Genomic DNA, 20,495 nt, shown 5'->3' with positions numbered 1-20,495 from the left:
GATATCCCCCTAGTATAAATATCCAAGCAAATCGAGTGTTCCGTCGCTCCATCGTTTGTCTCCCACCTGACGAATCATCAATTCTTCAAACGATGCCTCACCGATTCCGCGTGTCGTCTGATTCTCGTCATTGATTTGAAGCCACGTGCATGTGTTAGATACCGTGTGAAACCCAATGCGTTCGTAGAGGTCTGGTCGGTCTGCGAATAACAGAAGAAAATCGATGGGGTACGTTTCCCCAAGAGCAATGACTTTTTTCATCAGTGCCCGTCCGACCCCACGTCCCCGAACTTCTTCCCGGACACACAGATCGATGATGCCGAGCACGTGAATCGATTCCCCGTTCATATTCATCACACGAAAGTCTAACCCGACTTGTCCAATGATCCGTTCGTCTTCATACGCGATGAGTCGGAAATGGGGTAATTGCTTGAAGTAGCGGCGATTCGGATAAATTGAGGGAAACGCATGTTGTAATAGCTCAGTTAGCTCCTTATCCATCGATTCTGATACGGTCATTTCGAGGTGTTGCTCGATTCTCATATCTTCCCCCCTACCGATTGAAGGCGCCCATACCGAACAACATGGACCCCGTTCGGCATCAGCTGTTGCTCGATCACGTCGAGGTGTAGTGGCAAGATGTTGCCGTCTGGGAAAAGTCGTTTGCCTGAACCGATGATGATGGGATATACAATCAGTCGAACTTCATCGATGAGGTCGTTCGCGAGTAGCGTATGCACAAGTTCGCTGCTTCCCCAGACGTGTAAATCGGGTCCCTCTTCTTGTTTGAGTCGTTTCAACGCTTCGACTGGTTCTGTCAGAAGCATCGTTGACTCCCATCGTGAATCCTGTGATTGCCGTGTTACCACATACTTCATCGCCCGGTTGGCTTCCGGCCAGACGTCATCGTGGTTCGGCCAGTAACTCGCCCATTGGTCATATGTCTTTCGACCGAGCAACAAATCAAACTCACTATGCATTTGCGTCCGAATCCAAATTCCGAGATCTTGGCTCGAAAAAGGTTCCGTCCATCCCCCATGCATGAAATCCCCACTTAAATCTTCTTCTCTCCCACCTGGTGCTTGAATCACACCGTCTAACGACAGGTGTTCCAGAACAATGATTTTCCTCATCTCCGACTCTCCTTTCAGTTATCAATAAATATAGTAGAGAGCAATTAAAAATCTCTTCTTTATTCGACCATGAAAATAAGAATAGGTGCTTAGTCCGTTCACTAGAAAGAACCCTTTAAAAAAGCAGTCACTAAATATTTAATTGAAATTTTTTATAATAATATAAGGGTGATATCTATATAGAAATCACCCTTAATATTATATTCGACTTCTGAAAAATCCAAATCACTCAAAATATTCTTTTACCTGTTGATACATATAGTTCTTATTTAGCCAAAATGCTTGTTTAACCATATAATCATTCGTCAAAACGTTCTCCATATTTTCCGGTCTATTTTTCCAACGAGCAGGCGTAGGAAGGCGACTAGAATTTTTCCCTTCAAAATATTCTGATTTTTCTGCCGATGGTCTTATATGAAGAACTCCAGTGTTATTTGAATTACTAGGTAGATTATTTATTACTACAAATCCTTTTTTGTTATTTACAGGTTTATATGTTAATTCAACACCTTCGATAAGAATTTTTTTTTTTTTTCTCCACGTTTCACTAACCCTCTTCACAAGATCTTCTTCAGGCATATACCAGAACTTTGCCCCTTTGAATATCTCTCCTTTAGAAGTTTCCTCATAAATGAATAATAAAAATTTTGTTGTTGAAAGATAATCATATACTCGCGTGTCTTCCCATTCTAAATCACAAATATCTTTAATAAAGCTAATATCCGACTCAAGTTTAAACCCTTCAGTTGTTAATCTTTTTTTAGATTCCTTTTTCCTCTTATTTGACTTCACGGTAATAATTTTCAAAACAATCCCAGCTTTTTTAAACTCGTCAGTTTCTTCTAAATCATTTTGTAAATTAAACATTTTTTGTGTTATCAATCGAGAACTAGCTTTATCATTCTTAGCTGGTATGTTTACTCCAAATTCTTCCCCTAATATCTTTTTGTTCATTCCATGATATGGTTTTAGTCGATTTAGAATGATTTCTTCAAACGTTTTTGTGTGTAATTCAGATGGGTTAGTTATTATATGTTCTCTAGTGTCATACTGCGTGTCAAATGATTGTTCATGTAGCTCTGGATAGTCAATGACATATGAATCATACGTTGTCGAACTTGTTAACTGTCTATTGACGATACGTCTCGTGATTTCTTTCATATACGACGGTTTCAGCGAAAAAGCTCGTCTATGTGCCCTTTTGTCACTGAAAGGTTGTGATGTAAGGTTTTTTTTTTTTTTTCCTCCCTTAGTAACAGCACCAAGATATTGTGTCATACCTTCAGAAATTTCATCAGCACGTCCTTCCCTAATCATATTCATTATTAATTCCCAGTCATTTCTAATTATATCTAAATCTTCTTCCATTAAGTCGTATAAATTAAAAAGAATGGAGTCAGACACAATAAAATCAGGATAGATTGGATATTCTTTTCCTTCAAAACTATAATATTCAATCGGGTCATATTTATATAACACCAGTTTTATTAAGTTAGATTTTTTTAAAAAAGAAGAAGTTTGAAAATCTTTTTTGTTTTTCTCATCGTAATCAAAGATATTAAGTACTAACCTTTCATTCGCAGCCCAAAAACCATCTCTTTTAAAAAATTTAAGTCCTGCACACTTAAGCTCTACACCTAATGTGTCGAAGTCAGCTTCTGGCCTACTATTATTTTCTAATCCAAACCAATCTTTTTCGATAGAATTACCAATCCACCCTTTATTTTTGGGGTTTACATACCAACTATTAACGCTCTCTTTTGAAACAAGTTCTCGAATCCTCTTTCCTATAGCAGCTTCACCATGTTCTTTTATCTCTCGAACCGACTTGTATTCTTTGTTCATAATAAGCCTCCTTTAAATAAAAAATTTTACATTTTCAATTACTTTCACTATGTACTTCGACTAACAAACTAACAAAGTTAACTTAAATCATAATAATATAGTCATTATCCGAGTTCGTGAAAGTAACATTTTTAAATTCTAAAAAGATACACCATATCTTTTCGGAATAAAACTAATATTTAATTATTTTCATCCTATTCGTATTTCATAAATATTTATAACTTCTTTTTTAACATATTACATAACTAGAGAAATATATACGTATAAACCCATACGTAGTGCACTTAATAATTTATGCTCTATAATCATAAAAATAGGTTGTAAATAATAAAACATGCCCTTGATTGAATCAATCGAAGGCATGTTACATTCATCTTATTCTACTTTCTCCATCCACGCCACTGTCTCCACATGAGCCGTATGCGGGAACATGTCGACCGGTGTCACTTCCATCAAGCGATAGCCACGGTCGGCGAGGTAACGCATATCACGAGCCTGCGTCGCGACGTTACAAGAAACGTATACAATCCGTTTCGGTCCCATCTCGACCATCGTCTCAAGGAACGATTCGGCACAGCCTTTACGTGGTGGGTCGACGACGATGACGTCCGGGTTCACACCGTCTTTCTTCCACTCTGGAAGCACGTCTTCCGCCGCGCCACATGCGTACGTCACGTTATCGATCTCATTGACGAGCGCATTCTGTTTCGCATCCTCGATCGCTTCTGGAACGACTTCAACACCATACACGTGCGCCGCTTTCCGGGCGAGGAACAGACTGATCGTCCCGATGCCGCAATACGCATCGACGACTTGTTCCGTACCTGACAGTTGTGCGTACTCCAGCGCTATCCCGTACAACTTCTCCGTTTGAACCGGATTGACTTGGAAGAACGAGTGCGGAGAGATCGTGAACGTGAGTCCTGCGATTTTATCCTCAATCGTCTCGTGGCCGTAGAGCAACTTGTTCGTCGCCCCGAGGATGACGTTCGTCTTGTCCGGGTTGACGTTTTGCATGATCGACGTCACGTCTGGAAGACGCTCGACGATATCGGCGACGATCTCATTCACACCTTTTAGCTTCGTCGTCTTCGTGATGAGGACGATCATCAGTTCACCCGAATGGTACCCGTAACGGGCCATCACGTGACGGATGACCCCACGTCCTGTCTTCTCGTCATACGCCGGCACACCGCGAGCATCCAACACATCACGGACGACTTGGATCGCCTGATCATTGCGCTCATCTTGAATCAAACATTCGCTCATCTCGACGATATCATGGGAACGAGGACGATAGAAGCCTGAAACGAGACGGTCTCCTTCTTGTTTGAACGGGACTTGCGCCTTGTTGCGGTAGCGCCAAGGTTCTGGCATCCCGATCGTGTCATGGACCGGCACGTCGAACTGACCAAGACGCTTGAGCGCATCGACGACACGTTCTCGTTTCTGGCGAAGTTGTCCTTCATAACTGAAGTGTTGCAGCTGACAGCCGAAAAACTGATAAAAAATCGGGCACGGTGGCTCGACGCGGTCAGCGCTCGCTTCTTTCACGTTCAACAATCGGGCGAACCCGTACTGCTTGTTCGTCTTCGTCACGACGATTTCGACCGTCTCACCCGGTAACGCGTTCGGGACGAACAACGTATAGCCGTCGACACGTGCCACACCCGCCCCTTCATGGGTCAAGTCGTGGACGTGGACATCGAGACGATCATTCTTTTTCACTGGTAGCATACGAATGCTCCTTCCATTGCAAATAGGAATGACAGATGTCGTCATTCCTATCTTTTCACTCTGCTTTATCGAGCGAAACATTGAACAATTGCTTGATCATCTGTTCGCGTTCATATTGTGCATTCAAATCTTCCATCTCGCGAATTCGGGCGTTCGGCGCGAGCACCGTCAAGTGACGGAATAAGTTCCGCATTTCACCTGTGCATTCCCCGCCGTACTCACCGTCGATGTTGAGACTCATCGGCTCGGTCGTCTTCATCCGGACGCGGCTCGTCTTCACATGCTCGACGAGTGAGCTTGATAAGTGCTCACCCCGAAGGAGTAAACGGACGACGTGGATGAATTCGAACAAGTTACATTTCCGTAAAATGAACAGATCGAACAACCCGTCATTCAACGACGCGTGTGGTGAGATTTTTTCATATCCACCGACCGAGTTCGAGTTCGATGTGAGGAAGACCATGACCTCGCCTTGGAACGTTCCTTCATCGTGTTCGAGCTCGATATACGTCGGTTTGATGAGAGGCAGTTTCTCCATCCCTTTCACGTAATACGCGAGCTGCCCGAGTGCTGTCTTCAACTTCGATGGCACCTCATACGAGAGCTCGGTCATGATGCCGCCACCGGCGATATTGATGAAATAGTGAATGTCACCTTTCTCGCCTTCGATTTCCCCAAGGTCGACCGGCATCTCGAATCCGTCACAGATGACGTCGAGTGCACCGACCACACTTAGTGGGATCCGCATCGCCCGGGCAAAGTCGTTCGTCGTCCCGACCGGAATGAGTCCGATCGTCGGACGATTCTCTAGCGGGGCGAGCCCTGAGATGACTTCGTTCAATGTCCCGTCTCCGCCTGCGGCGATGATGAGGTCGAACTCGGCCGCTGAGGCCCGTTTTGCTTCGAGCGTGGCATCACCAATCGCTTTCGTCGCATACGTCGACGTCTCATAACCCGCATCCTCGAGGCGGTTCAAAATGTACGGGAGTTCCCGTTTGATCACTTCTTTACCAGATGTCGGGTTATAAATGACCCGCGCACGTTTCCGTTGCATATTGATTCTCTCCCCTATGCTCAACTCGAGCGAAAAGCGAGACACAAGTGTCTCGCCGCCTGCTTAGCGTTTTGCGATCTCTTCGTGGAACAAACCATCGAGGAGTGCCGGGTTCGCCATCCCTTTCGTCTGTTTCATGATTTGGCCGATGATGAAGCCTTTCGCACGGTCTTTCCCGTTCTTGAAGTCTTCGATCATTTGCGGATGCGCGTCGAACAATTCGAGGATGTAGCCACGGAGTAAGTTCTCGTCCGAGATTTGGGCGAGTCCGTTCGCTTCCACATACGCTTTCGGATCAGCGCCTTCTTCCATCATCGCCGTGAAGACACGCTTCGCGATTTTCGATGAAATCGTCCCTTCTGCGATCAAGCGGATGAGCTCGGCGAGTGATTCCGGTGTCAACTTCATCGTCTCGACCGTTTCATTCGACTTGTTCAAGTGACCGAGCACTTCACCCATGAGCCAGTTCGCTGCCGCTTTCGGCTCCGCACCGGCCGCTGTCGTCGCTTCGAAGAAGTCCGAGAACTCTCGCGTTGACGTGAGGGCTTTTGCGTCGTATGCCGAGAGACCGTATTGGCTCATGTAGCGTTCACGACGAGCTGCCGGCATCTCTGGAATCGTCGCGCGGATGCGCTCTTTCCATGCCTCATCGATTTCGAGACGGACGAGGTCCGGTTCTGGGAAGTAACGGTAGTCCGCTGCCCCTTCTTTAACACGCATGAGAATCGTCTTTTTCGCCGCTTCGTCGTAACGGAGCGTCTCTTGACGCATGACGCCACCTGAAAGAAGCAATTTGCGATGACGCGTCTCTTCATAGTCGAGTGCCTTTAAGACGTTTGAGAACGAGTTCAAGTTCTTGAGCTCTGTCTTCGTACCGAACTTCTCCTGCCCGAATGGACGGACCGAGATGTTACAGTCACAGCGAAGTGACCCCTCTTCCATCTTGACGTCCGAGACGCCAGCGAACGAGAGGACTTCTTTCAAACGCTCGAGATACGCGACCGCATCTTTCGGTGAGCGCATGTCTGCCTCACTGACAATCTCGATGAGTGGTGAACCGGTCCGGTTGAAGTCGACGACCGAGTGCTTCTCGCCCGTGTGGTTCATCTTCCCGGCATCTTCTTCCAAGTGCACGCGCTCGATGCGGAATCGTTTCATCTCTCCGTCTACTTCGACGTCGACGTGACCGTTTGAACCGATCGGCTTATCAAACTGCGAGATTTGATATGCTTTCGGCGTGTCAGGGTAGAAGTAGTTCTTGCGGTCGAACTTCGTATCTGTCGCAATCTCACAGTTGAGTGCCATTGCCGCTTTGATGGCGAGGTTGACCGCTTCTTCGTTCAATTTAGGCAAGACGCCTGGGTGTCCGAGACAAATCGGACACGTCTGTGTATTCGTTTCGGCACCGTAAGTGCGTGAGCAGCCACACCAAATCTTCGACTTCGTGCTCAGCTCGGCGTGCACCTCGATCCCGATGATCGTTTCAAAGTTCATCGTACGTCCTCCTTAGAGCTGTGGCATCTTGAAACCGCCGTTTGCTTGTTCAAAAGCATGGGCCACGCGGTAAAGTGTTGATTCATCAAAGTAGTTCCCGATAATTTGAAGACCGACCGGAAGTCCTTCTGAAAGACCTGCCGGGACCGAGATGGCCGGGATACCGACCAAGTTGACCGGAATCGTCATGATATCGTTCGCATACATCGTGAGCGGATCGTCGAGCTGTTCGCCGAGTTTGAACGCTGTCGTCGGAGCAGTTGGTCCAACGATGGCATCATACTCTTCGAACACTTTCGCGAAGTCCTGCTTCATGAGGGTACGGACTTGTTGGGCTTTCTTGTAGAACGCATCGTAGTAACCAGAGCTGAGGGCATAAGTCCCGAGCATGATCCGGCGTTTGACCTCGTCCCCGAACCCTTGTTCACGCGAATACGTGAACACTTCGTCGAGCGTGTCCGCTTCGGCGCGACGTCCATAACGGATACCGTCGAAACGAGCCAAGTTCGAAGAAGCTTCTGACGACGCGAGCAAGTAGTACGCCGAGAGGGCATACTTCACAGACGGAATCGAAACCGTCTCGATTGTCGCACCGAGAGACTTGAGCGTCTCGATTGCTTTTTCAATTTGTTCACGGACGCCAGGTGCGACACCTTCTGCCATGAACTCTTCCGGAAGTGCGAACTTCATGCCCGTCAAATCCTGGTTGAGCGCTGCCGTATAGTCCGGCACCTCGACTTCAGCCGACGTCGAGTCCATGTCGCAATGGCCCGCAATCGTATTCAATAAGTAAGCATTGTCTTCGACCGTGCGCGTGAGCGGGCCGATTTGGTCGAGTGACGACGCGAAGGCAACGAGACCGAAACGTGAGACGAGACCGTATGTCGGCTTCATCCCGACGACACCACAATACGCGGCTGGTTGACGAATCGAACCACCCGTATCCGAACCGAGGCTGAAGAGGACTTGCCCAGCTGCGACCGATGCTGCTGAACCGCCTGAAGAACCTCCTGGTACACGAGTCGGATCCCATGGGTTACGGACAGGCTTGAACGCCGAGTTCTCGTTTGATGAACCCATCGCGAACTCGTCCATGTTCAACTTCCCGATTGTGAGGGCACCCGCATCATGAAGACGCTCGACGACCGTCGCATCGTGTGCCGGGACGAAGTTCTCGAGGAACGTCGAGGCACATGTCGTCCGCATCCCTTTTGTAACGATGTTGTCTTTCACACCGATCGGCATGCCGAAAAGCGGGTTGTCTGACGTTTTTGCGAGCTCATCCATGCGCTTCGCTTGCTCAAACGCATCCTCATTGAGCGTCAAAAACGCACCGATTTGATCATCCGTCGCTTCGATGCGGTCGAACGACTCTTTGACGAGGTCCGTGACCGTGACTTCGCCTTCTTTTAATAACGTATGCAGTTTCGCTACACCGTGGTCAAATAAACTCATGAAAGGCCTCCTTACTCAAAGACCGCAGGGACACGGACTTGACCGTTCTCCCAGTCAGGTGCCATCCGTTCGACTTCCTCACGTGGAAGCGATGGACGGACCTCGTCTTTGCGTAGTACGTTTTTCAAATCTAGGGCATGGGTCGTTGGTTCGACGCCCGTTGTATCCAGCTCATCGAGTTGCTCGGCGAACTCGAGAATTTTTGTCAATTGCTCCGTGAAGTGCGTCACTTCTTCATCCGTGATCGCAAGTCGGGCAAGTCCGGCGACGTGCCGAACTTCAGCTTCTGTAATACGAGCCAAAATTCCCACCTCCAACAGTTTTCAATACATCGTTCATTATCATACCACTTTATCATAAGACAAAAAAGGAAATCTATCTTGTGAGAAAATGTCTCCTTTTTGAGAAACTAGGGAAATCTTCTCCGAATATTGACCCGCTTTCGAAATCAGCTATACGGTCGATGTGCGATTCTGATTATGCTAATGGTAGAAAAGATTCGTAAGGAGGAATCGTATGTCGATTCGGAATAAACTCATCACTGCGTTTAGCATCATGTTTGTGCTGCTCCTCGGTGTAAGCGGTTACTCATGGTACGCCTTGAACGCATCAAAAGCAGCTCAAGAAGACATGACCGTTTCCTGGGTTCCAGGAATGGACCAGATTCATCAAGTCGATAAGCAACTGCTCGAAATCCGTCGTCATTTGATTCGTCACGCTCTCGTGGATGACGCCGTGACGAAACAAAACATCGAACGGGATATTCAAGCATCCGTCGCCATTTTGGAACAACGGATGGACGGCTATGAAGCGACGATTATCATGGAAGAAGATCAACAGCTCTTCGATGAAGCCCGTGCGAATTGGGATAACTTTCAAACGGTCATGAATGAACTCATTCGTATTTCGAATGAAGACGGTACAGAGGCCGCAGAAGCGTATATTCGCGATACGGCAACCGCAAGTGCCGATACGCTTTCGAACTCTCTCGGTCTTCTCGTCAACTTGAACCGCGAAGCGATTCAATCGGACACCGCCGCAGCAGCTAAGATGTTTGAGCAAGTTCAGTTGACGCTCTTCATCGTGCTTGGTGTCGCGGCTGTCATGACGATCCTCATGATGCTCTTCATCTTCCGCTCCATCTTTGAGCCGCTCAAAGAGTTCAAGACGAAGATGCATGAGCTCGCCACGAGTGATGGCGATTTGACGACATCGATTCCTGTGAAGCGCCGCGACGAGTTTGCCGGACTCGCACGTGACTTCAATCAATTCATCGCCAACTTGCGTCAGTTGATTCTTCAAGTGAACGACGTGACGACAGGCGTGACGAAGCAATCTACTCATATGTATGAAGAGTTGAAAGAACTCGACACATATATGACGACGACCGCTGCGACGACTGAAGACTTGACCGCCGGTATGCAACAGACGGCCGCAAGCGCGCAAGAGATGAACGCTTCCGCCTCGGATATGGAACGGACGATTCATCACATCGTGACGATGGCCGATGAGCGGAAAACCGAAGCGAGACAAATCGATGAGCGTGCCCTCTCCCTCAAGTCACATGCGGTGGAGGCGAAAGAGAATGCCATCAGCGTCCTTCAGTCGACACGCACAAACTTAGAGAAAGCGATGCAAGATGCGAAAGCCGTCCATGAGATCGCGACGCTCACGAACGACATCCTCGACATCGCCGCGCAGACGAACCTCTTGTCACTCAATGCCTCGATTGAAGCGGCTCGTGCCGGAGAGGCCGGACGCGGATTCGCCGTCGTCGCCGACGAGATTCGAAAACTCGCCGAAACGAGCCGGGCGACCGTCGAACGCATTCAAGTCATCTCGACGACCGTCCTTCATTCGGTCGATCATTTGAACGAGAGTTCTGGACAGATGCTCCACTTCCTCGACACAAACGTCTTGAAAGATTATGACCAACTTGAAGAGGCAGCCGGACAATATAGCGAGGACGCAGGTCGCTTCGAAACGACCGCGACCGAGTTCGCCGCCGCTGCCGGGGAGCTCGAACAATTGACGTCGAACATGATCGGTGTCATCCAGGACGTTGCGACGACCGTCAACAACGGAGCGCTCGGTACGCAGGAAATTGCTGAAAAAGTGACGATGTCCGTCGAACGCTTCGCCGAGTTGAACCATGCGACGGAACAGTCGCAACAAAAGATGGAAGAACTTGATTCACTGATTCGCCAATTCAAGGTATGACAAAAACCCGCCGACACGTGCTGTTCGGCGGGTTTTCTCATCAAGCGGCAGATGACTGCCGTTCTTTTTTCCGTTCGAGTTCGAATCGTTTTGTCTCGGCGACGACCACACCTGAGAGGAACAAGAGTCCAATCAAGTTCGGGATAGCCATGAGACCGTTGAACACATCCGAGATGGACCAGATCAAATTCAAGTTCGTCGTCATCGCACCGAGTCCCGCGACTAAAATGTAGAGGACACGATATGGGACGATCACTTTTTCCCCGAGTAAATAATACGCTGAACGTTCACCGTAATAACACCAGCCGAGGACGGTTGAGTAGGCGAAGAAGACGAGCGAGATCGTCACGATGATTTCACCAATAGGTCCTAAGAAGAAAGCGAACGAGGCTTGCGTCAAGGCAATTCCTTCAAGCCCTTCCGTATATTGACCACCCATAACGATCGTGAGTCCCGTGATAGAACAGACGATGAGTGTGTCGATCAACACTTGTGTCATCGAAACGAGTGCTTGACGTCCCGGGAAGTCGGTCTTCGCTGCTGCGGCCGCAATCGGTGCAGATCCAAGTCCTGCCTCGTTAGAGAACACACCGCGCGCGACCCCGTAGCGAATCGCGGCACCTAACGCACCCCCACCGATGGCTTCAGCACTGAATGTGCTCGAGAACATTGTCGATAAGGCATTTGGTACCAATTCAAGGTTCATGATGAGAATCACGAGCCCACTCCCGACATATGCGAAAATCATGAACGGGACGAAGATTCCGACGACTTTTCCGATTGATTTGACACCACCTAAGATGACGAATGCCGTGACCGCCATCATGACGATCCCTGTCACAACCATTGGGATGTTGAACGAGTTGTTCAAGGCGAGACTGATCGAGTTCGTTTGGACCCCGTTCCCAATCCCAAAGGCTGCGACCGATGCAAAGACGGCGAACAAGACGCCGAGCCACTTTTTCTTTAGTCCGTGTTCTAAGTAATACATCGGACCCCCGGCAATCTCACCGCGTTCATCGACGACACGATATTTGACCGCCAGGATAGCCTCAGCGTATTTCGTCGCCATCCCGACGAAACCAGATAACCACATCCAAACGATAGCACCCGGTCCCCCGAGGACAATCGCCGTCGCGACACCGACCATGTTTCCGGTACCGACCGTGGCCGCCAATGCCGTCATAAGTGCTTGGAAATGCGAGATGTCCCCACGTTGCTTTTTCTTCGGTTGTTCTGGTTTTGGTATAAATGCCTCTTTCAGACCGACCCCAAGTCGCGTCACTTGGATAAATCCGAGACGGACGGTCAGGAAAATCCCTGTCCCGACGAGTAATATGAGTAAATGTGGCCCCCAGACGAGATTGGATAAACTCGTCAGCCAACTTTCAATTTGATTCACCGTGTTGCTCTCCTCCTACGTTCTTGATTTGAGCGCTCTCCCTATATTTTTCAGAACATTCACAATCGAGTCAAGGTACACCGCCTAAAGAAAGCGTTTTCAAAACGTTATATAATTGTAATATTTTCGTTGAACCCTTGTATCTAAAAGATTCTTAAAATTTATTTCGAAATATGATTGTAATATATTCAACTGCATGAGCCCGGATTTCATGATCAATACGAACCGTTAATCGATAGACTACATCTCAATCAGAAATGGAGTGGTTGCAACTGTATAAAGCACGCTCGAAACGGCTTGATAGCAACGACCAATTACGGGCAGGCGAGACTCTTAAGGGAACAAAAAAGACTGTAGACCCATGCGTTGTCTACAGTCTGAAACCGTTCATGACCTTTCCTTCAGTTTCTCGTTTTACGAACGAATGGCAGCCACGACTTCTTCGACGTGACCTTTCACTTTGACGTTGCGCCACTCTTGTTCGATATAGCCGTCCTCGTTGATCAAGAAAGTCGAACGGACGATGCCGTAATATTCTTTCCCGTAATTTTTCTTCAACTGCCAGACGCCGTAAAGCTCGGACACTTCATGTTCCTCGTCCACGAGTAAATCAAATGGGAGGTCATTCTTGGCGATAAAGTTTTGATGTTTCTTTTGACTGTCGGCCGATACCCCAAGGACGACCGCGCCTTCCATCTTCGGCAACGCATCGCGGAAATCGCATGCCTCGGTCGTGCAACCAGGTGTCGAATCTCGAGGATAGAAGTATAAGACGACTTTCTTGCCGAGATAGTCCTTTAATGAAACCATCTCTCCGTTTTGGTTCGGTAATGAAAATGTTGGTGCGAGCATCTGCTGTTCCTCCTTAGCCAAACGATGGGTCGACAAGTTGTTCGTCATAGCCATCGATCGCTTCTTCTAATTTTGTCTTTAACGGGTCAAGCACTTCGATATACTCGACTGGATTTTCCGTTGCAGCCGCTTTTCGGAGCGTCTCCTCGTTATCGGTGTACCACGTCTCATACGCTTTGAAATAGTCGGTCATGATGGTTTGGTTCTCCTCGACCGTCAACGTTTCCGCCATGAGCAGGAAGACGTTATTGTCTGCCTCGAGCGCCATATAGTCCGTCTGTGCGTTGACTTGGTCATAGATCGGACCAGCCTCATCTTCCGGAATCTCGGCGAGACGGGCGTTCGCTTCGGCATTCACTCCGTACTCGTTCGCCTGGACACCGATGAGTAACTCTCCGACCTCGGCAATCACGTCTTTTGGTAAAGCGACCGGTGTGATGACTAGTGACCACTCATCCCCTTCCTTCACAGCGATTTTACTGAGTCGGTTCGGGAGCGGGTTCCCTTCTTCATCGATCATCTCATGGACAAGGAACGCCACGTCTTCCTCTTCGTTGACCCAGCTCTTATAAATCTCACCAGGAGACAATTGACGGGTGACGGCACCAGTCGCCGGAATCTCGGTCAACCGGCCAGCATAATCAATTGATGCGAGTGCCTCAGCGTCTCCAGACTCAAGTGCCGTCTGATAGTCTGCGTACACGTTCGTGACAGCGTCCGGCAATGCGCGGTCTGTCTCTTCTACCACCGTCTCTTCCTCGTTCCCACATGCCCCGAGCATGAAGACGAGGAGTAGCGGAATGAACCATTTTTTTATGTTGTTCGTCCTTTCTAAAGCCGTGTTCTCCCCCATCCTATCACGTCTCGATTTCTTGCTCCAATGCCATGTGTTTCTGGAAAATTGTTTCACTAGGATTTCTACGATAATTTCGATACAATACAGACGTAAGCGCTTTAACGCTCAACATCACTTTAAGGGGGAACGAGAATGATTCCATACAAACATGAACCATTCACAGACTTTACACAAAAAGAGAATGCCGAAGCAATCCAAGCGGCAATCGAGAAAGTGAACGGTGAGCTCGGGAAAGACTATCCGCTCGTAATTGGTGGGGAAAAGGTTACGACGGAAGGTAAAATCACGTCTTACAACCCGGCTAACAAAGAAGAAGTGATCGGTCGCGTGTCAAAAGCGAACCAAGAGCTCGCAGAACGTGCGATGCAAGAAGCACTCACAGCATTTGACTCATGGCGCCATGTCGACCCGGCTGTCCGCGCCGACGTCTTGTTCAAAGCAGCGAACATCGTCCGCAAACGTAAGCACGAGTTCTCGGCTTACCTCGTCAAAGAAGCGGGTAAACCGTGGAACGAGGCAGATGCGGATACAGCGGAAGCAATCGACTTCATGGAATATTATGCACGTCAAATGCTCGAACTCAAACCAGGCAAGAAAGTGGAGAGCCGCCCAGGCGAATACAACCGGTATGACTACATCCCACTCGGGGTCGGGATCGTCATCAGCCCATGGAACTTCCCATTCGCAATCATGGCCGGTACAGCAGTTGCGGCCATCGTCGCCGGTAACACAATTCTCTTGAAACCAGCTTCGACGACGCCAATCGTCGCTGCGAAATTCGTCGAAGTGATGGAAGAGGCAGGTCTTCCAAAAGGCGTGCTCAACTTCATCCCGGGACCGGGTGCAGAAGTCGGGGACTATCTCGTCGACCATCCGAAGACACGCTTCATCAGCTTCACAGGATCGCGTGATGTGGGACTCCGCATCAACGAACGTGCGTCTAAATTGAATGAAGGTCAAATTTGGCTCAAACGCGTGATCGCGGAGATGGGTGGAAAAGATACGATCGTCGTCGACGAATCAGCCGACCTCGAGCTCGCTGCACAATCGATCGTGAAATCGGCATTCGGTTTCTCTGGTCAGAAATGTTCGGCTTGTTCACGTGCCGTCATCGTCGACAGCGTGTATGATACGGTACTCGACCGTGTCGTCGAACTCACGAACGAACTCTCTGTCGGAAACACAGAGAAGAACGAACACTTCATGGGACCAGTCATCGACGCATCGGCCTTCAAGAAGATCACATCGTACTTCGATGTCGCAAAAGAAGAAGGACGCATCGTCGCAGGTGGGAAAGCAGACGATTCAACAGGCTACTTCATCGAGCCGACTGTCGTCGCAGACGTCGACCCGAAAGCCCGCCTCATGCAAGAAGAGATTTTCGGACCAATCGTCGCCTTCACGAAAGCGAAAGACTTCAAAGAAGCAATCGATATCGCGAACAACACAGAATACGGCTTGACAGGGGCGGTCCTCACACGTGACCGTATAAATCAAGAATACGCTCGCCAAAACTTCCACGTTGGGAACCTTTACTTCAACCGTGGTTGCACAGGCGCAATCGTCGGCTATCAGCCGTTCGGTGGATTCAACATGTCAGGTACGGATTCAAAAGCAGGTGGCCCGGATTACATCCAACTCCACATGCAAGCGAAAACAACATCTGAAACGTTCTAATCAAAAAGGAGACGCTCCCCGAGGGGACGTTTCCTTTTTAGTGTGCTTTAAATGTCTGCTCGAACATGATGGCGATTTCTTCTTGGTGAACTAGGAATAATTCGAACAAAGTCGGGTCGAACGCTCCTTCCATGTCTCGCATCGCAAGAATCGCATCCTTATGAGTATAGGCCGGCTTATACGGTCGGACCGTCCGTAGTGCGTCATAGACGTCGATGATGGTGACGATTCGAGCCGCGAGCGGGATGTCTTCCCCTTTCAGTCCTTGGTTGTACCCGGTGCCGTCCCAGCGCTCGTGATGATACAGCGCGATGTGATAGGCCATTTGAATGAAGTAGTTCTGAGGGAACTGTGTCTGCAAATCTTTCAACACTTCGCCGCCGACACGCACATGGTCACGCATGAATACCCATTCCTGGTCGGACAGTTGATTTGCTTTGAGTAAAATTGCGTCCGGAACAGAGATTTTACCGATGTCATGTAGCGGTGCCGCAAGACGGATTCCTTCGATAAAGAGCGGTGACACTTCCGGATGATGATGATCGTATAAAATCGTCGCGAACAGCGTCGACAAATCCTGCACCCGCTCGATATGGTTCCCCGTCTCGTTGTTCCGGAGTGCGGACAGACGTAACAGCGTGCGGACTAGCCCCTCTTGATAATCGATCAATTCTTTTTCACGCTCGGCGAGGACCCGCTGCGCTTCTTCCCGTCCGGCCTCGATGCGGTGTCGCTCGACCGCCCCGAGCAGCGCATTGCTGAAATCTTGTAGCGCCTGTTGTTCGTACTCCGTGTACGTCCGTTCCGAGACGACGGAATCAAACCCGACAAATCCCTGACACGACTTCCCTTGCATCATGGGGACCGCGAGCAAACTTTGAATCGCTTGCGGTTCTAAGATGGCGCGGACGGCGCTCCCTTCAGGTAGATTGGCGACCCGTGGAATATACATCGTCTCACCCGCCACATGGGTATTCACCCACTCGGGCAGCACATCAATCGGCACGTCTTGAAGATTGTCCATTTCAGCCGTGATTCCTTCGGCGCACCATTCGAACGTGTTATGGCAGACTTGATTCGTAAAATCGTAATCGAAGACATAGACGCGGTCGACCGCGAAATAATGTCCAAGTTCGGCTAGCGATTGGTCAACCCGCTTTTTGAAATCCGCAATCTCTGTCGTTAAAAAGCGATTGAGGAGTGACGAAAGCAGGTGATGGAGTCGCTCTTGTTGTTGTAACTGTAACGTCAATGATTCGTGCGAAGTTGCCATGTGCCAAACCTCCCTTATCGTTCAAATACATGCATTCGATCCATGAACTTATTTTACCCATTTTTTTTTTTTTTTATCCTAGTTTACCCATTTGAAAAACCGGGTGGTCGCCACCCGGTTTTGATTAGACTTGCTTTAACAGATTGGCCATCTCGATGGCAGAAGTCGCCGCTTCCCACCCTTTGTTGCCTGCTTTTGTTCCTGCACGCTCAATCGCCTGTTCAATCGTCTCCGTCGTCAACACGCCGAAGATGACCGGGACTTCGGATTGATAGCTCGCCTGGGCGATCCCTTTTGCCGCTTCGTTACAGACGTAATCAAAATGCGGGGTCGCACCACGAATGACGGCTCCGAGCGTGATGACCGCGTCGTATTGTTTGCTCATCGCCATTTTTTTCGCGACGAGCGGAAGTTCAAATGCTCCTGGGACGAAAGCGAGCGACACATCCTCTTCCTTCACTCCATGACGTTTCAAGGCATCCTTCGCCCCGTCAAGCAGACGCATCGTGATCAAGTCGTTGAACCGTCCGACGACGATTCCAATCTTTAAGCCTTCTCCAACTAAGTTTCCTTCAAATGTATAGGTCATGTCCATGTTCCTCCAATATGATTCATTTTGAGTTGTTTCGTCAGGCGATACGATTCGTTCGCTTCATGCGCACCGACATGAATCGGAACGCGTTCGACGACTGTGATGCCACATGATTCCAAGGCATCGACTTTATCGGGGTTGTTCGTCATGAGCCGGACACGGGTGACGCCAAGATCACGAAGCATCGCCGCGCTCACCCGATAGTCCCGAAGGTCCGGATGAAACCCTAGTGCCACGTTCGCCTCGACCGTATCCAATCCATTCTCTTGAAGGGCGTACGCCTTCAGTTTGTTCAACAGTCCGATGCCTCGCCCTTCTTGACGCATATAGAGCACGATGCCCGATTCCTGCTCGATTCGTGCCATCGCCGTGTCCAGTTGCGGACCGCAATCACATCGGAACGAACCGAAGACGTCACCGGTCAGACATTCGGAGTGAATGCGAACGAGCGGGACCTCCTCAAGTGTCTCCGTCACGAGCGCCACATGCTCTTCACGGTCCATTCGATTCTCATACCCTATCATGCGAAACGTTCCTTTTGAGGAAGGTAGGGACACGTCCGCAACACGTGTGACGAGGTTCTCCTCCATATATCGGACTAACGCTTCGATAGTGATGAATGCCAACCCGTGGCGTTCAGCGACTTGTACCAAATCAGGTACGCGTGCCATCTCCCCGTCCTCTCGAATGATTTCACAGATGACCGCGACCGGCTCACTTCCTGCGAGTCGCGCCAGGTCGACAGACGCTTCGGTATGACCTCGGCGAACGGAGACGCCTCCCTTCTTCGCAATGAGCGGGAACAGATGTCCCGGACGTTGAAAATCGGATGGATGGGACGATGGGTTCGCTAACTCACGAACGGTGTGAGACCGTTCACTCGCCGAGATACCAGTCGTCGAATCGATATGGTCGACACTGACCGTGAAGGCGGTACCGTGTGGGTCTGTACTGTTCGTCACCATCGGCGCGAGGTCGAGACGAACTGCCACTTCTTCTGCTACGGCGCTACAGACGAGTCCTTTCCCTTCCGTGATCAAAAAGTTCATCGTTTCCGGTGTCATCTTGTCACCGAGTACGACAAAGTCCCCTTCATTCTCACGGTCCTCATCATCCACGACGATGATGGGACGTCCTCGTCTCAGTTCCTCAACCGCCCGTTCAATCGAATCAAACATTACCATCCCGCCTTTCCATATCCTTGTTCCGCCAAAGACTCGAGCGTCATCTTCGACTGCCCGACGATCTTTTCCATATATTTTGCTAACAGATCACATTCTAAATTGACTAAATCACCCGTCTGTTTCATCCCAAGCACGGTCTCGCTGTATGTGTGTGGAATCAAGGACAGGGTAAACCCACGCTCTGACACGTCAAACACAGTCAAACTCGTTCCATCTACAGATATCGAGCCTTTCGGGACAATGTAGGAAAGGAGCGCGCGGTCACACTGGATATCAACATAGACCGCATTCGCGAGAGGACGTTTCTTCGTGATTCGCCCGACCCCGTCGACATGACCGGATACGAAATGTCCGCCAAACCGTCCGTTCGCCGGCATCGCTCGTTCGAGATTGACAGGTGTTCCAGGCTTGACCCCATCTAGACTCGATGCCTTCAATGTTTCTGGCATGACATCGACAGAGAACGTCGCGTCATCAAACGTCGTCACCGTGAGACAGATCCCATTCACGGCAATGCTGTCCCCGAGCTTCACATCCTCAAGCACTTTCACAGCGGACAAAACGAGTCGTAAAGATGGTCCGTTGCGCTTGACCGCTTTGACCGCTCCGATTTCTTCTACGATTCCCGTGAACATCAGAGCGCCCCCTTTCGAAGGACGACTTTCAGGTCGGGTCCAATCGTTTCGACCTGATGAATCGTAAAACGGGATATCACATCGATCGTCCCTTCCTGCTGTGAGCGATAGACGCCATGCTTCCCACCGAACACCCGTGGTGATTGATAGGCGACCCATTCATCCACGTAGCCTCCGTCAAGTAGTGAGGTGACAAGCGTCGGTCCGGCCTCGATCAACACACGCCCAATCCCATTTGCGTATAGCGTCTCAAGAACCGTGCCGAGTGACGTATAATCGAATAATTCGATACCGACGGCTTGAGCTCGTTCACGTCGTTCTGCCTCATCTGACGAAGTGAAGAGGAGCACCGGGACGTCTTCGGCGGTACGTGCTAACGTACTAGCGAGCGGTAACCTCAGGTCACGGTCGAGCACGACTCGTTTCGGCTGTCGCGTCACGCGGTCCAATCGAACCGTAAGCGATGGGTCATCCGCGAGTACCGTTCCAATCCCGGTCAAAATCGCATCGACCGTGGCACGAAGTTCATGCACATCACGACGGGCTTCCGAACTCGTCACCCATTGACTCTCCCCCGTCTCTAAGGCAACTTTCCCATCGAGGCTCGTTGCCGTCTTCAAGATGACGTATGGTCGTTTCGTCTCAAGCGACCGCAAAAATGCCGGATTCAAGGCACGCGCCTCTTCCTCAAGCAGACCCACATCGACTTCGACACCGGCCGCTTGCAGGCGCACGATCCCATTGCCTGCGACGAGTGGATTCGGATCTTTCATGGCGACGACGACACGTTTGATGCCCGATTCTACAATCAAATCGGCGCACGGTGGTGTCTTACCGTGATGCGAGCACGGTTCGAGCGTGACATATAAAGTCGCCCCGGATGCAGCCGCACCGGCCATTCGAATCGCATGCACTTCAGCATGTGGTTCGCCCGCCTTAAGGTGGGCACCCATTCCGACGATACGTCCGTCTTTCACGAGAACGGCACCGACGAGTGGATTGACACCGGTCTGTCCATCGGCTGATTTCGCCAATTGAATGGCCTGTTCCATGTACTGTTTCATCGTTCTCCCTCCTTTTTCCGTA

The 20,495-nt window shown here is 49.7% G+C and carries 18 protein-coding genes; 2 read left to right on the top strand and 16 right to left on the bottom strand.

Going from position 1 to position 20,495, the window contains the following annotated elements; genetic code table 11:
- Nucleotides 1–9 precede the first annotated feature (9 nt).
- The 8 genes from BBB58_RS05890 to gatC all read right to left on the bottom strand — a co-directional run bounded on the left by BBB58_RS05890 (nucleotide 10) and on the right by gatC (nucleotide 9,020).
- Entirely contained in the window at nucleotides 10–543 is a 534-nt protein-coding gene (locus tag BBB58_RS05890) for a GNAT family N-acetyltransferase (protein ID WP_074036123.1), read from the bottom strand.
- On the bottom strand, nucleotides 540–1,133 hold the full coding sequence (locus tag BBB58_RS05885) for a dihydrofolate reductase family protein (RefSeq protein WP_074036121.1): 594 nt from the start codon (nucleotides 1,131–1,133) through the stop codon (nucleotides 540–542). The genes BBB58_RS05890 and BBB58_RS05885 overlap by 4 nt, the downstream gene beginning before the upstream one ends.
- Nucleotides 1,134–1,358: 225 nt before the next feature.
- Nucleotides 1,359–2,978, bottom strand: coding sequence for a MutH/Sau3AI family endonuclease (locus BBB58_RS05880; RefSeq protein WP_074036119.1), 1,620 nt, complete (start codon nucleotides 2,976–2,978; stop codon nucleotides 1,359–1,361).
- A 375-nt stretch (nucleotides 2,979–3,353) separates the two neighbouring features.
- Nucleotides 3,354–4,715 carry a 23S rRNA (uracil(1939)-C(5))-methyltransferase RlmD gene (gene rlmD / locus BBB58_RS05875; protein ID WP_074036118.1) on the bottom strand — a complete coding sequence of 454 codons (1,362 nt, stop codon included), beginning with the start codon at nucleotides 4,713–4,715 and terminating at the stop codon, nucleotides 3,354–3,356.
- 55 nt (nucleotides 4,716–4,770) lie between these two features.
- Nucleotides 4,771–5,769 (bottom strand): diacylglycerol kinase, encoded by a 999-nt coding sequence (locus BBB58_RS05870; protein WP_074036117.1) that lies wholly within the window; start codon nucleotides 5,767–5,769, stop codon nucleotides 4,771–4,773.
- Nucleotides 5,770–5,832: 63 nt separating this feature from the next.
- A complete protein-coding gene (gene gatB, locus BBB58_RS05865; RefSeq protein ID WP_074036116.1) occupies nucleotides 5,833–7,263 on the bottom strand; it encodes an Asp-tRNA(Asn)/Glu-tRNA(Gln) amidotransferase subunit GatB in 1,431 nt (476 codons plus the stop codon).
- Nucleotides 7,264–7,275: 12 nt separating this feature from the next.
- Complete coding sequence (gene gatA, locus BBB58_RS05860; protein WP_074036114.1) at nucleotides 7,276–8,718, bottom strand: Asp-tRNA(Asn)/Glu-tRNA(Gln) amidotransferase subunit GatA; 1,443 nt, start codon at nucleotides 8,716–8,718, stop codon at nucleotides 7,276–7,278.
- Nucleotides 8,719–8,729: 11 nt separating this feature from the next.
- Nucleotides 8,730–9,020 carry an Asp-tRNA(Asn)/Glu-tRNA(Gln) amidotransferase subunit GatC gene (gene gatC, locus BBB58_RS05855; protein ID WP_012727041.1) on the bottom strand — a complete coding sequence of 97 codons (291 nt, stop codon included), beginning with the start codon at nucleotides 9,018–9,020 and terminating at the stop codon, nucleotides 8,730–8,732.
- A gap of 214 nt (nucleotides 9,021–9,234) precedes the next feature.
- On the opposite strand from gatC, the gene BBB58_RS05850 reads away from it, so the two are divergent.
- A complete protein-coding gene (locus BBB58_RS05850; protein WP_074036113.1) occupies nucleotides 9,235–10,938 on the top strand; it encodes a methyl-accepting chemotaxis protein in 1,704 nt (567 codons plus the stop codon).
- Between the two features lie 40 nt (nucleotides 10,939–10,978).
- On the opposite strand, the gene BBB58_RS05845 is transcribed toward BBB58_RS05850, so the two are convergent.
- The 3 genes from BBB58_RS05845 to BBB58_RS05835 all read right to left on the bottom strand — a co-directional run bounded on the left by BBB58_RS05845 (nucleotide 10,979) and on the right by BBB58_RS05835 (nucleotide 14,045).
- Nucleotides 10,979–12,340, bottom strand: coding sequence for an alanine/glycine:cation symporter family protein (locus tag BBB58_RS05845; RefSeq protein WP_074036112.1), 1,362 nt, complete (start codon nucleotides 12,338–12,340; stop codon nucleotides 10,979–10,981).
- A 414-nt stretch (nucleotides 12,341–12,754) separates the two neighbouring features.
- Nucleotides 12,755–13,192 (bottom strand): thioredoxin-dependent thiol peroxidase, encoded by a 438-nt coding sequence (bcp, locus tag BBB58_RS05840; RefSeq protein WP_074036111.1) that lies wholly within the window; start codon nucleotides 13,190–13,192, stop codon nucleotides 12,755–12,757.
- A gap of 13 nt (nucleotides 13,193–13,205) precedes the next feature.
- Nucleotides 13,206–14,045 carry a hypothetical protein gene (locus tag BBB58_RS05835; RefSeq protein ID WP_244150687.1) on the bottom strand — a complete coding sequence of 280 codons (840 nt, stop codon included), beginning with the start codon at nucleotides 14,043–14,045 and terminating at the stop codon, nucleotides 13,206–13,208.
- Between the two features lie 135 nt (nucleotides 14,046–14,180).
- Here BBB58_RS05835 and pruA point away from each other — a divergent pair, with 135 nt between their 5' ends.
- Nucleotides 14,181–15,725: an L-glutamate gamma-semialdehyde dehydrogenase gene (gene pruA, locus BBB58_RS05830; RefSeq protein WP_074036109.1), complete on the top strand. Its 1,545-nt coding sequence runs from the start codon at nucleotides 14,181–14,183 to the stop codon at nucleotides 15,723–15,725.
- 37 nt (nucleotides 15,726–15,762) lie between these two features.
- Here the strand turns inward: pruA and BBB58_RS05825 are convergent, their stop codons facing one another.
- From BBB58_RS05825 to ribD, 5 genes are all read right to left on the bottom strand, one after another.
- Complete coding sequence (locus BBB58_RS05825) at nucleotides 15,763–16,998, bottom strand: GAF and HD-GYP domain-containing protein (RefSeq protein ID WP_074036108.1); 1,236 nt, start codon at nucleotides 16,996–16,998, stop codon at nucleotides 15,763–15,765.
- Between the two features lie 124 nt (nucleotides 16,999–17,122).
- Nucleotides 17,123–17,587, bottom strand: a complete 465-nt coding sequence (ribH, locus tag BBB58_RS05820; protein WP_074036107.1) for a 6,7-dimethyl-8-ribityllumazine synthase — start codon at nucleotides 17,585–17,587, stop codon at nucleotides 17,123–17,125.
- Nucleotides 17,584–18,768, bottom strand: a complete 1,185-nt coding sequence (locus tag BBB58_RS05815) for a bifunctional 3,4-dihydroxy-2-butanone-4-phosphate synthase/GTP cyclohydrolase II (RefSeq protein ID WP_074036106.1) — start codon at nucleotides 18,766–18,768, stop codon at nucleotides 17,584–17,586. Before BBB58_RS05815 ends, ribH begins: the two co-directional genes overlap by 4 nt.
- Nucleotides 18,768–19,409 carry a riboflavin synthase gene (gene ribE, locus BBB58_RS05810; protein ID WP_074036105.1) on the bottom strand — a complete coding sequence of 214 codons (642 nt, stop codon included), beginning with the start codon at nucleotides 19,407–19,409 and terminating at the stop codon, nucleotides 18,768–18,770. The genes BBB58_RS05815 and ribE overlap by 1 nt, the downstream gene beginning before the upstream one ends.
- Nucleotides 19,409–20,473, bottom strand: coding sequence for a bifunctional diaminohydroxyphosphoribosylaminopyrimidine deaminase/5-amino-6-(5-phosphoribosylamino)uracil reductase RibD (ribD, locus tag BBB58_RS05805; RefSeq protein WP_074036103.1), 1,065 nt, complete (start codon nucleotides 20,471–20,473; stop codon nucleotides 19,409–19,411). The genes ribE and ribD overlap by 1 nt, the downstream gene beginning before the upstream one ends.
- Nucleotides 20,474–20,495: the final 22 nt, after the last annotated feature.

Origin of the sequence: Exiguobacterium profundum (assembly GCF_001909285.1) — a bacterium.
In the GTDB taxonomy this organism is placed as follows: Bacteria; Bacillota; Bacilli; order Exiguobacteriales; family Exiguobacteriaceae; genus Exiguobacterium; species Exiguobacterium profundum.
The sequence above is the reverse complement of the archived record's forward strand: the minus strand, read 5'-3'. Positions and strand labels throughout refer to the sequence as shown.